Origin of the sequence: Fibrella aquatica, from assembly GCF_041321135.1 — a bacterium.
GTDB classification, from domain to species: Bacteria; Bacteroidota; Bacteroidia; order Cytophagales; family Spirosomataceae; genus Fibrella; species Fibrella aquatica.
In genome coordinates, this window is record NZ_JBGGWF010000012.1 from 96,730 (window position 1) to 110,034 (window position 13,305).

General features: G+C 51.8%; 8 protein-coding genes. 4 read left to right on the forward strand and 4 right to left on the reverse strand.

Translation table 11 applies throughout. The features are described 5' to 3' along the window. The first annotated feature begins 199 nt into the window (after window positions 1-199). A complete protein-coding gene (locus tag ACAW87_RS21610; protein WP_370725731.1) occupies window positions 200-1,393 on the forward strand; it encodes an MFS transporter in 1,194 nt (397 codons plus the stop codon). Between the two features lie 153 nt (window positions 1,394-1,546). Beyond that, window positions 1,547-2,503: an SPFH domain-containing protein gene (locus ACAW87_RS21615; RefSeq protein ID WP_370725732.1), complete on the forward strand. Its 957-nt coding sequence runs from the start codon at window positions 1,547-1,549 to the stop codon at window positions 2,501-2,503. On the opposite strand, the gene ACAW87_RS21620 is transcribed toward ACAW87_RS21615, so the two are convergent. The 4 genes from ACAW87_RS21620 to ACAW87_RS21635 form a co-directional block, all read right to left on the reverse strand. Next, a complete protein-coding gene (locus tag ACAW87_RS21620; protein ID WP_370725733.1) occupies window positions 2,481-3,455 on the reverse strand; it encodes a nucleoside hydrolase in 975 nt (324 codons plus the stop codon). The genes ACAW87_RS21615 and ACAW87_RS21620 overlap by 23 nt on opposite strands. A 63-nt stretch (window positions 3,456-3,518) precedes the next feature. Beyond that, window positions 3,519-6,560 carry a TonB-dependent receptor gene (locus tag ACAW87_RS21625; protein WP_370725734.1) on the reverse strand — a complete coding sequence of 1,014 codons (3,042 nt, stop codon included), beginning with the start codon at window positions 6,558-6,560 and terminating at the stop codon, window positions 3,519-3,521. 118 nt (window positions 6,561-6,678) lie between these two features. Continuing rightward, complete coding sequence (locus ACAW87_RS21630) at window positions 6,679-7,371, reverse strand: DUF2064 domain-containing protein (RefSeq protein ID WP_370725735.1); 693 nt, start codon at window positions 7,369-7,371, stop codon at window positions 6,679-6,681. Between the two features lie 159 nt (window positions 7,372-7,530). Further along, a complete protein-coding gene (locus ACAW87_RS21635; RefSeq protein ID WP_370725736.1) occupies window positions 7,531-9,705 on the reverse strand; it encodes a protein-disulfide reductase DsbD family protein in 2,175 nt (724 codons plus the stop codon). A 290-nt stretch (window positions 9,706-9,995) separates the two neighbouring features. On the opposite strand from ACAW87_RS21635, the gene ACAW87_RS21640 reads away from it, so the two are divergent. Next, window positions 9,996-10,895 (forward strand): AraC family transcriptional regulator, encoded by a 900-nt coding sequence (locus ACAW87_RS21640; protein ID WP_370725737.1) that lies wholly within the window; start codon window positions 9,996-9,998, stop codon window positions 10,893-10,895. Between the two features lie 293 nt (window positions 10,896-11,188). Further along, on the forward strand, window positions 11,189-13,303 hold the full coding sequence (gene fusA / locus ACAW87_RS21645) for an elongation factor G (protein ID WP_370725738.1): 2,115 nt from the start codon (window positions 11,189-11,191) through the stop codon (window positions 13,301-13,303). Window positions 13,304-13,305: the final 2 nt, after the last annotated feature.

Consider the following 13,305-nt stretch of genomic DNA (forward strand, 5'->3'; position numbering starts at 1 on the left):
GCCTTGATGAGCCCCAGCACGTTAAAAACAAGATGACAGCGCTTATGAAGCTAATTTGTTGCATTCAGCCAGTAATGAATTAGACCTTTCACAGGCAGTGAAACAAATTTCATCAATTTGCATTTTTCCTGGAAAGAAGCCTTGTTTTAGGCTTATCCAGCTAAATTGAATTGTACTGCACTGAGGCAGCCTATTTGTTATGAATAAGAATTTGCTACCACTGACCATGGGTGGTTTCGGAATTGGAATGACCGAGTTTGTGATGATGGGCATTCTACCCGACCTGGCCCGAACACTCCACATTTCTATTCCTGTAGCTGGCCACCTGATTTCGGCCTACGCGCTGGGCGTGGTGCTGGGCGCGCCGTTACTGGTGGCGATTGCGGGCAACTATCCGCCGAAAAAAATTCTGCTGGGCTTGATGGCCCTGTTTACGGTGTTTAACATTCTCTCCGCTTTTGCGCCTACTTACGAAATCATGATGGTGACCCGCCTGCTGTCGGGTCTGCCGCATGGCGCTTTCTTTGGCGTGGGGGCTGTGGTGGCGAGCCGACTGGCGGGTCCCGGCAAAGAAGCGCGGGCCATTTCGATGATGTTTGCCGGGCTGACCGTGGCCAACATTATCGGGGTGCCGCTGGGTACATATGTCGGTCATGAACTAAGCTGGCGTATCACGTTTGTGCTGATTGGCGTGGTGGGCCTGATCACGTTGCTGGGTATTTACAAACTGCTGCCCGAGATGCCGGTTGTTGGTGAGTCGAACCTGCGGAAAGACCTGAAATTATTTACCCATGCCGAACCCTGGCTCATTCTGGGCGTCACGGCTATTGGTACGGGCGGCCTCTTTGCGTGGTTCAGCTACATTGCCCCACTACTGACGGAGGTAGCTCATTTCGAGCCCAGCCAGCTTACCTGGATTCTGGTGCTGGCGGGCATGGGCATGGCCGTGGGTAACCTGCTGTCGGGAATGGTCGCCGACCGGGTGTCGCCGATTAAAGCCACCATGCTGTTTCTGGGCCTGATGGTTGTGAGCCTCATTGTCGTCTATTACGTGTCGCCGTTTAAAATACCGCTGCTGGCCATGACCTTTGTGACGGGAGCTATTTCGTTCTCGCTGGGCGCACCTATCCAGATTCTGATGATCCGGGCGGCCAACGGCTCCGAAATGCTGGCTTCGTCGGTGACGCAGGCCGGATTCAACATCGGTAATGCACTGGGCGCCTTTTTTGGCGGACTACCCATTGCCGCTGGCTTAGGCTATGCATCGCCTCAGTGGGTTGGCGCAGGTATGGCTTTTCTGGGGTTGCTACTGGCGGCTGTCGTTTATGCCCGTCAGCGTGGAGAAGGGGCTACGGTAGTCGATGTAGAGATGCCGGTCGAAGCCATTGGGTAACCCTATGGCCCCGATTGGGTTTTCTAAGAACGTTCGTCAGTAGTGGCGAACGTTCTTACGGTGGCAGGTCCATTTATCCAGGTTTTGTGTTGATTGTCAGGTCGAAATGGCTAGTTTAGGCCTTTCACTACCTAGACCAATCAGCTGCCTACCATGTTCCTGACTCCGTTCTTCCTTCTGTTGATTGCGCTTGTCGCTTTCCTCTCCATCGTCATTGTGCAACAGGGCACCGTGGCTGTCGTTACTATCTTCGGGAAATACAGCCGGGTACTTACACCGGGACTGAATTTCAAGATTCCGTTTATCGAGATGATTTACCGCAAAATCTCGATCCAGAATCGGTCGGTTGAGCTTGCATTCCAGGCCATTACCGCCGATCAGGCCAACGTCAATTTCAAGGCGATGCTGGTGTATTCGGTACTGAATCAGGACGAAGAAACGATCAAAAATGTAGCGTTCAAATTCATCGATGAAGCGTCGTTCATGCAGGCGCTTATCCGTACCATCGAAGGGTCGATTCGTAGCTTTGTGGCCACCAAACGACAGTCTGAGATTCTGGGGTTACGCTCCGAAATTATCGAACACGTTAAATCGCAAATCGATACGCTGCTTGAAAGCTGGGGTTATCACCTCACCGATCTACAACTCAACGACATCGCCTTCGATGAGGTTATTATGCGATCAATGGCGCAGGTAGTGGCCTCGTCGAACCTGAAAGCTGCCGCCGAAAACGAAGGGCAGGCCTTGCTGATTACCAAAACCAAAGCCGCCGAAGCAGAAGGTAACGCCATCAAGATTTCTGCCGAGGCCGAGAAAACGGCGGCACAACTCCGTGGTCAGGGTGTGGCCCTGTTCCGGGAAGAAGTGGCCAAGGGTATGGCCGAATCGGCTAAAGTGATGAACGAAGCCGAACTCGACGCCTCGCTCATCCTTTTCTCGATCTGGACCGAGGCCGTGAAACACTTCGCCGAAAATGGCAATGGCAACGTCATCTTCCTCGACGGCTCAACCGACGGCATGGAAAAAACCATGAAGCAGTTGCTGGCCATCGAAAAGCTCAACAGCGCCCCTCAAAACAAACTCCCGCCTACTTCTTCAGCGACTCGATAACAATTTCTTCAAAGCCGGGCAGGGTTTTATAGGCATATAAGGCCCGCCATTTCGTGTCTTTGTACTCATAAGACACCTCCAGAAACGGCTTTTCCCGACGACTCACCGACGACCCAATCGTGGAGTCGTTGGGTTTGATATTGATCCGCACCGGAATATCCCGGTAGTATTTAAAATACTCAGGATGAGTCAGGTATCCAAGCGGAGTCACATCATAAGGAATAAACCCCTCAACGCCAAACAGCGACTTTGCCCGTTCCTGCCAGGGACTAAGTTGAGCCCATAACCATTGATCACCCTCGAAGGTCGATTTTCCCAGAAAGTCAACGTCGGTTTTGCCCAGTAACAAGTAGGCACTGCATTCAAACCCCGACAGCACAACCTTAATTCCCGCGTCGAACAGCACCTTAAAAGCCAGCGTATCGCGCTCGAAATTGTAGTCACCAACGGTCGCTTTTTCCAGACCCGGCCGAAAAGGAAAGCTCTGCGTACGCCCCGCACAAACGATCACTTCCTCAATTTGTGCCGCCAATTCAGGATGGTTCTTCACTACAGTGGCTACGTTAGTGACAGGCCCCAGGGCGAGAATAGGCATTTTCTCCTTACGAAGTGCGGCCGCCATAGCCCGCGATGCCTCTGTTTCAACCCCCGTATCGCTTCCACTATCCGAGCCTTTATACACCGGAATGGTTTTGCCCGTCTTGTTGTACCATCCCAGAATTTTCTGCGTCACATCGTAGCCGTAATCGGCGTAGGTAACCGTGCTTATGCCCGCCAGTTCAATCTTGTCGGCCTGACGAAGCGCCATAATTAAGGTTACCCCATCGTCGACTTCGCGGGGAGCCCGTTCGGGCAAACCAATCATAATATCAGTATCGAACCATACCCGCCGAGGCTTCGACTGTGCGAACAGCAACGTTGGCAATAAAAGGAGAAGGAGGAGTTTTTTCATATGATTTTTGATGGGTTCGTGACCCCCAACCCCCTGAAGGGGGGCGGGGATTACACCGATTTCTTACAAAATATACCGGAGTCCAAACTGAAACTGCCGGGGTGGGGCGGCCGACCGGGTGGTAATACCCGACCCACGCGGCCCGGTCTGAAACTGGTTTGATGAACCGCGTACCACGTTAAAGCCCGAAATATTCTCGGTATTCAGCACATTATACACGTCGGCGGAAATTTCGAGCCGGGGGCGACCGAAAAACATAACCGTGTATCTGGCCGACAAATCAACGGTTTTGGCCCAGGGAAGGCGATCGTTGTTTCTGGTTTCCCCGGGCTGAAGGTCGGCTGGCAAACTGAAACTTTCACTATCGCCATTTAGGTCCGTTACGCCCCCAAAAGACCGGGCATCAGCTACGCGGGTAATGGGTAAGCCACTCTGCAACAGTACAGTAGGTGTAATGACCAGGTTTCGGAGCGGATAGTAGTATAAAATACCCGAGAATACGTGCCGTCGGTCATTATCATCGTAGACGTACTCGGCGGCGTAGTTATTAGAGTCTTGCGCCCGTGTGTTTATGCCGGTTGTGTTGCTGCGAATCACCGACAGATTATAGCCTAATCGGTAGGCATATTTATCAGCCCCTTTGAGTTTCTGAAACACGAAGTTAGCGGCCCAGTAGCGGGCAATACCGTCGGTTCGGGTCTCGAAGATATTTCGTGAAATACCCCGAAGCGTATCGCTACCATTCACAACGGCATAGGCGCCACGGCTATCTGTTCGGATCGGGATCGGGCGCGTCAGGTCGGCCTGCGCTACGATTCTGACTTTAGCATCGGCGGCATTATTGAGTGGATACGGCGCTGGCGCGTTCAGGTTATAAATGTAGAACAGATCATTGGTGGCCACGTGCACCAGGTCGACCGAGAACAGGGTATTGGCAGTGGGTTTGTGCTGAAGGCCCAACGAAAACTGGTGCGAATACGGATTCTGGAAGCCGTCGGGATTCATGATTCTAAAATTATTGCTGAACTGCCTGTCGCGGCGGGCCTGGAGTTGCTCCGATGAAGGCCCGTTCAGGTACGTTACCGGCGTAGTGGAGCGGGCATTGAGATTACCGGGGAAGGTGATCTTGTCCAGATCGGCAGAGCCGGGCAAAAGGCCAAGCCGTTTCAACTCATTCAGCTGTTTCTTAAAATCGGCCCCACTACTGCTGAATTGCAGGTTATCGCTGTATACGGAGTACTTGATCTTATCGTAGAACATGCCATATCCGCCCCGCACTACTGTCTGTTCGGTTAGCTGATAGTTGAACGCCACACGAGGGGCAACGTTGTTGTAGTCACCTTTTGTGCCGCCGCCTTTTGTCAGGTTATCGTAATCGTAGCGCAGGCCAAACGTCAGGTTCAGGTCTGGCCGTACTGCCCAGAGATCTTCAGCATACAGGCTTGTTACATTCTGCCGCGTGCCGAAGGTAGTAGGCCGCAGCTCAACATCGTAGGTACGTACCGTCACATCGCGGGGAATATCGTTGACGTTCAGGGCCGACCCAATGTTTCGGGCTTTCAGCGCGTCGAGTTGAACCTGAGTTAACTGAACATCGTAGGTGCCGTAGGGATTTGCGCCACCCAAAAGAGCATAATCGGACGTAATAAATTCGACTCCTGCCTTTAGCGTATGATCGCCCCGACGAACGGTGAATTTTTGCTGAATCTGGTCTGTGTTTTCAATATCATCGAAGATGGCTCCACTCTGACCAATGGTGGCAATGGGTACGCCATTTGGCCCACGCACCGTTACCGATGGGTTGGTCGGATTTACCGGCTCGCGGTAGTTCCAGCGAAAGCGTGAATGCTGGTAATTGGTTTCACCGGTAATTTCCGGTCCGCCGTTACGGTTGCCAATGACATAGGCGTTCTTGAGCGCAATCAGGTACGTTCGGTTTTTCTGTGCGGCAGCAGCCGACGGAAACAGAATGCCGCCCTCCAGACCACCGCCCTGCCGTTCAATATCGAAACTACCAATATTGGCCCGCAATGTTGTTTTGAAGCGATTATTCCAAATATGATCCAGTTTGCCCGATACATAGGAGAAGTGGTTGCGACCTGTCACCACCTCATCTACACCCAGCGAAGGCACCACTAGTCGGTTATCTTTTCGGTCGAAGGTTTGCTCTACGTTGATGTAGAAAAATGTTTTGTCCTGTTTCAGCGCACCGCCCAGCCCAAAGCCAAGCTGATGCCGCTGGAACCCGTCTTTCACGGCATTACCCGACAAATCAGATGTGGCAAAGCGCGAAGGACTGTCGATAACCGAGCCGGGCCGAGTAAGGTAAAACGCTTCGCCCGTTAACTGGTTAGAACCCGACCGGGTTGTAACATTCACTACGCCGTTGCTGGTGTTTCCGAACTCGACCGAATAGTTGTTGGTGTACACGGTAATGCCTTCCGCAAACCCCACCGGCGTGTTAAACTTCATATTTCCCAAAAACCGCTCATTGTTATCCATCCCGTCGATGAGGTAATTGGTATATATGCCATTCAACCCATTGATAGCCACATTAGGTGCTTCGGCATAGCCCTGCGTGGCGAGCGTCAGGTTGGGCAGGCGGTATAAAGCACGGGTAATATCACGGCCTTCAAGCGGCAGATTCTGTAATTCCCGTTTCGACACCAGGGCCGATACTTCTGCGTTTTGCGTATTGAGCCGGGCCAGCCGCCGGTCGTTGATTACCACTTCGTCGAGCGTACTTTCGCGCCGGAGTGGCAGTTGCAGGGTCACCGTTGTTTGGCCAGCGGCTTTTATACTCACATCCGACGTTTCATCATCGGTATACGTAGCATTGGGACGGGTAAATACCCGGTAGCGGGTTTGAGAAGACACGTTGGTGAACCGGGCTTTACCTTCTTCATTGGTTCGGGCCGAATCCAGCATTTTCGTGGTGCTGTTTTGCAGATAAACCACTGTGTTTGTGACCGGCCGTCGAAGCAGTAAATCGGTCACACTCACCTCAAGGCCCGTTTGCTCTTTAGAGGTATTCGATTGGGCATAAACGCCCACGGCCAGGCTATAACTGGCCACAAACAAGAGTTGCGTAAACAACTTTCTCATACATTCTTTGAAATAATAGTTGAGAGGTAAATAGCCGGACAGCACCACCAATCACTGGCCTTTGGGGGCCATAATTTTGTGCGTACAGATTCTGGGAAGCAAAAGAGAGATTGGGCCGTTAGGAACGGGGTGCCTCAACGGGGGGAGGTCTTAGCGAGTCAGCTCCGGCATAACTACCCTTGAGCCGGACCAGCGGCGCGAAGCCATTCGGGCTGTTCAACGCATTGGTTATTAGCCGTAAAAGCCGGTTTATAAACAAAGCAACCGCCAACGTACCTGACTGATAGCGTTGCAGATCGGCGTGGCTGTTCACGTCGCCCAACCGGGCTAGTAGCGTAGCGGGCCGCTGAGACAGCCACTGCCGAACGGCCTGCGCCAGTTTAGTCGTTTGCCAGGGAAGCGTCAAAAATGAAATGGACTCAAAAACCTGCCTCGTCATTCCGATGAGGTACAGCCCGCCACGTTGGTCAGGGCCGAGTACCGGGGTCTGGGCCACCCGATTGGCCGCTTTCATCAGGTGATCAGTGGTGAGTGCAGGGCAATCATTGGCAACGACCAGAATCTGCTCATAGCCAAGGGAAAATGTAGCCCGACAAGCCTTGTCTAATTGCTCCCCAAATGAACCTTTGTGATCGATCAGCGCGGCCGATTCGATGACTGGCAGGTTGGTAGCCCTGGCCACCAGCCGGGTACGTTCCGTCAATCGTTGCAACGCCTGCCGGTTAGACAAGGCCTGATGAGCCACCCGTTTCTGCACGGCATCGCGGGCAACAGGCTGGGCAAAAATCAGGATGGCGGTTGCGTTGGTCAAGGCGTATTGACTGGACTGTATACTAACTATACGTAAAGCAGACCCGTTGCGATTTTCACCAGTCGATACACGATTAAAAACGAGACGTTTCTTTGCGACACAACGAGCCCCATCAGCAGCCGGGCTGATTGAGAGACAAAGAAACGTACAAAAAAGATTTTACTTCTTCGCAAAAGCCGCCTTACCCGAATCGAGGAACGCACCGAATCTGGGTACATTCAGGTCGTAGTTGATGGGCGACACCAGCAATTTACCCGTTTCATCAACGAGGCAATAATGCGGCTGGGCGTTGTTCCCGTAGCGCGTAATCTGTAAATCGCCGTTTTGCGCGCCAATCGTTTTCTTCGTCTTCTGATCGTAATTCGACTTGTACCACTCCCCTTCGGGCAATTCGGTTTTATCGTCTACATACAGGGCCACTACTATGTAATCGTTTTGCAACCGGGCCAGAATAGCCGGATCGCTCCAGACACGCTGCTCCATTTCGCGGCAGTTCACGCAGCCATGGCCGGTGAAATCAATAAACACAGGCTTGTTCACCGTTTTGCTATAGGCCAGCGCCTCTTTATAGTCGAAAAAGCCTGGAATCCCGTGCGGCATCTTGAACAGTTCACCATGCCGAACCGTGCGTTGTACCTCCGCATTTCCTTTCTGTCCAATGCCCCCGGTTCTGTGCAGGTTGAAATCCTGGGTTGTTTCGGGAGGCAAATAACCGGCCAGTGCTTTCAGCGGCGCGCCCCACAAGCCTGGCACCATGTAGACTACAAACGTAAACGTGATAATAGCCAGCAGCATACGAAATACGCTGACCTTTGCATTCGGAATCGGGAAACGCATGGTCCCCGTTGCCGGATTGTCGATCACCATCATCTCGTCGCTATCATGCGGCAAGCGGATTTTACCCAGCAGGTAAAACCCGATCAGGCTGAAAATGACGATCCAGAACGACAGGTACACCTCACGGTCGAGCAGATTCCAGTGATACACCTGATCGGCAATGCTCAGGAATTTCAGAGCCAGCGCCAGCTCCAGGAAGCCAAGCACCACTTTCACCGAGTTCAGCCAGCCGCCTGATTTAGGTAATTTTTGCAGCCACTGCGGAAATAGGGCAAACAGCGTGAACGGAATAGCAAACGCCGACGAGAATGCCGCCATACCAATGATTGGCTTAATGACCGCGCCTCCTGCCGAGGCTACCAGCAAACTACCTACGATGGGGCCGGTACACGAAAACGACACCAAGACCAGCGTGAAGGCCATGAAGAAAATACCGGCCAGCCCGCCCCGCTCCGACGCCGCATCGGCCTTGTTCACGATCGAACTAGGCAGTGTAATCTCGAACAAACCTAGAAACGACAGGCCGAAGATGAAGAAGACGGCAAAAAACAGCAGGTTCGGAATCCAGTGGGTGCTCAGGAAATTAGCGAAGGCCGGGCCGTTGATGCGCGACACCAGCGTACCGATCAGTACGTAAATGGCAATGATCGACGCGCCATAGAGCAGCGCTTTCCACCAACCTCCTTTCTGATGCGTGAAAAAGCTCACCGTCATCGGAATGATCGGAAACACGCAGGGCGTTAGCAGGGCCGCCAGCCCCGACAAAAACGCAGCTAGCGCAAAACCCCACAATGAATCAGAACCGCCCTGCTGTTCCGACGTTGCCAGCGGATCGACCTCACCAACAACGGGCGCAGCCGACGTACCTGACGCCGCTACCGTATCAACCGCCGTTCCGTCAACGACCGCTGAAGCCGACTCAGGTACGTTCGTTTCCGACACAACCGTTGTACTCGTTGGTGTAGTGGCTGTAGCGGTAGTCAGACTTTCGGGAGCCGCGGCGGCAACCGCTATTTTGGTCGAAACGTCAAAATCTTCGTTGAAAGGAACACAATTTTCCTTGCAGATCTGCCCCTCAATCGTTCCGGTCAAGACGGGCTTGACGCCCAGTATCTTGACTTTCTGAATAAACAGCGCCGGGTTGGGCATAATGTATTCATCACCTTCCCAGATATCGCTGTATTTGGTCTCGTAGCCGATCGACACCAAGTTGCCAACCGTCTCGAAGGTTTTGTTTTTTGCCAGTGTCAGCGCCGTTGGTAATGGACCACCGTCAATTTTCGGGTTGGTTTTAGCCGCGTAAGCATGCCATCCTTCCTTCGCACTAATGGTGATACGAAGCTCAACCACATCGCCAACCTTGGCCTTTGCGGGCGACACGCTGTACGAAAACGTAGCCGGCTTTTGAATACCACTTTGTCCGAATTGACCGAAGGTGGTTGTAACGGCAGTAAACAGGCAAAGCAACAGGCCCAACGGGGCAACAAACCGATTCATATTGTGTAGGGGCAACTAATAGGTTACGGGAGTAACGCGTTTTAATCGGGAAATGGTTGCTTTTCAGCGGCAGTGTAAAAAGAGAGTTTTCAGCGTAAACGTTTATTCAACAGCCTGAACAGAATGTACAGGAATTGGTAGCCTCAATTGCCTGAAAATCTCATAATTCTGTTTATACCGTCAAAAATAAGCCCAACCTATTCTACTCCTGACAGAAAATTGTAGTTTGTGTAAAATCTTAACTATTTTTACTAAATTTTACATACCCAACAGTTAAAATCTGATAGTCGGTGAAAGCGCTCTACGAAAAGGTAACGATCGATCAGGAACACTCCTTGCTCGTAAAACACATCCGTCTTACGGCTTTTGGTGCACTCTGGCACTACCATCCAGAGTATGAACTCACGTATATACTGGAAAGCAATGGCAAACGCTTTGTCGGTGACCATGTTACCAACTTCGATGTCGGCGACCTCGTCTTGATTGGCCCAAACCTTCCTCATTTCTGGCGAAACGATGATGACCGGTACGATGAGTTACCGGCCGAAGCAATTGTTGTGCAATTCCCGGCTTCGCTAGACGAAAACCTGTTGTCGGTGTTACCCGAATCAGGGGCTATCCGGCAATTGCTCCATCGGTCGCGTTATGGGTTGTGTTTTAGTGCCAATACCGTCACACGGCTTGCTTCCCGGCTTATTCAGCTACCCCATCTGCAGGGCATGGCGCAAGTGCTCGAACTATTGGGTATCCTCAACGAACTGGCCGCCGATCGCGAGGCCATCCTGCTGGCTTCAGACAGTTATCAACTCACAGCCAGTGAGGCAGAGACTGAGCGCATGAAGCGTGTGCTAGAGTTTGTGTTGAAAAATTTCCGCAAAGAAATCCGGATCGAGCAGATTGCGTCGGTAGCGGGTATGGCCCCGGCCGCCTTTTGCCGGTATTTCCGAAAACGTACCGGCAAATCATTTGTCGAGTACCTGAACGAACTGCGCATCAGCCACGCCCGTAAGCTATTGACACAGGCCGACCTGAGCGTAGGTCAGGTTGGGTTCGAGTGTGGTTTTAATAACATTTCACACTTCCACCGGCAGTTTAAGCAGCAAACCGGCACCACACCCATGCGTTACCAGGCCATCTATCGAGATAAACAATCGCCCCTGTTGCCCAGCATGGCTGGGTTGTTGTCTTGAAGTCTGGAAAGTCTTTGATAAAATAGTCCTGAGTCTGGAAAGTCGGTTTGGTGTTGCTCACGCATTAGTCATTCGCTTGCGTAAGCAGCACTAAACCGACTTTCCAAATTCAGGACTATTTTACAAATGACTTTCCAGACTTCAAGCTGACTTTCAAGACTTAGCACTTTAACTTGACTTTCCCGCTGGAAGTCAGTAATTTTGCGACCTGATTCATGAAAGACCAGCCGATTTATTTGTGCTGTTTTCTTTCCACCGTTTTAGAATTACATAACTTTCTGTATAACAAGCTAATGGCTCGCGATTTATTATTGACGAGAAACATCGGTATCGCTGCCCACATCGACGCAGGCAAAACGACTACTACCGAACGTATTCTCTATTACGCCGGGGTAAGTCACAAGATCGGTGAAGTTCACGATGGAGCTGCCACAATGGACTGGATGGAGCAGGAGCAAGAGCGTGGTATCACGATCACTTCGGCCGCCACTACCGTTGACTGGACCTACCGCGAGCAGAAGTATCACATCAACATCATTGACACCCCGGGCCACGTTGACTTCACGGTTGAAGTAAACCGGTCACTACGTGTACTGGATGGTCTGGTGTTCCTTTTCAGTGCCGTTGACGGTGTTGAGCCTCAGTCGGAAACGAACTGGCGTTTGGCCAACAACTATAACGTTGCCCGTCTTGGCTTCGTAAACAAAATGGACCGCTCTGGCGCCGACTTCCTGAACGTGTGCAAGCAGGTGAAGGAAATGCTGGGTAGCTACGCAGTGCCTCTTCAGTTGCCAATCGGCGAGGAAGATACATTCCGTGGCGTGGTTGATCTTGTTAACTTCCGCGGTATCGAGTGGAACGAAGACGACAAAGGAATGACCTTCCGTGAGGTGCCAATTCCAGCCGATATGCTGGATGAAGCAACCGAATGGCGGGAAAAACTCCTGGAAGCCGTTGCCGAATTCGACGACTCGCTGATGGAGAAATACTTCGAAGATCCTACGTCGATCTCTGAAGACGAAATCCTGGCGGCTCTTCGGAAAGCAACCATCAGCATGAAGATCGTGCCGATGCTTTGCGGATCGTCGTTCAAAAACAAAGGTGTTCAAACTATGCTCGACTATGTGATGGCCCTGTTGCCATCGCCAATGGACAAAGAGAGCATCACGGGTACAAACCCCGACACCGGCGAAGAGATTTCACGTAAGCCATCAACGAAAGAGCCTTTCTCGGCTCTGGCGTTTAAAATTGCTACTGACCCTTACGTAGGTCGTCTGTGCTTCATCCGTTCATACTCGGGCGTGTTGGAGTCAGGTTCATACGTTCTCAACAACCGGTCAGGTAACAAGGAGCGTATCTCACGGATTTTCCAGATGCACGCCAACAAGCAAAACCAGATCGACCGTCTCGAAGCGGGTGATATTGGAGCTGTAGTTGGTTTCAAAGACATCAAAACGGGCGATACCCTGTCAGACGAAAAGAACCCAATCGTTCTGGAGTCGATGGTATTCCCAGAGCCAGTTATTGGTTACGCCATTGAGCCTAAGAAGACGGCCGATCAGGACAACTTCTCGAAAGCCATTGGTAAACTGATCGAAGAAGACCCAACCCTGAAAGTTGAGTCGAACGAAGAAACCGGCCAAACCATCATTCGTGGTATGGGCGAACTTCACCTCGAGATCATCATTGACCGGATGCGTCGTGAGTTCAAGGTTGAAGTGAACCAGGGTGCACCTCAGGTGGCTTACAAAGAAACCATCACCAAGAAGGTTGAACACCGCGAGGTATATAAGAAGCAAACGGGTGGTCGCGGTAAATTTGCCGACATCGTGTTTGAACTGATGCCCCGTGACCCGGAAGAAGATGGTTCTATCAAAGCTGGTCTCCAGTTCGATAATGCCATTGTTGGTGGTGTAATCCCTCGTGAATTCATCCCTGCCATCCAGAAAGGTTTCGCTGAAGCGATGTCTACCGGCCCATTGGCTGGCTACCCTGTCGATTCAATGAAAGTTCGGTTGTTCCACGGTTCATTCCACGATGTTGACTCAGACTCACTGTCGTTTGAATTGGCTGCTCGGATGGGCTTCCGTGAGGCAGGTCGTCAGGCCGGTCCAAAACTGCTCGAACCAATCATGGCCGTTGAAGTATTGACGCCGGAAGAATACACGGGTCCGATCACGGGTGACCTGAACCGTCGCCGGGGTATCATGAAAGGTATGGATAGCCGCGCTGGTTCGCAGGTAATCAAAGCCGATGTGCCTCTGTCGGAACTGTTCGGTTATATTACTGAACTCCGTACTATGTCATCAGGACGTGCCACAGCTAACTTGACCTTTGCCCACTACGAAATCGTGCCGAACAACATCGCCGACACCGTAGTGAAGAAAGAGAAAGGCGGACTTTCTTAGAA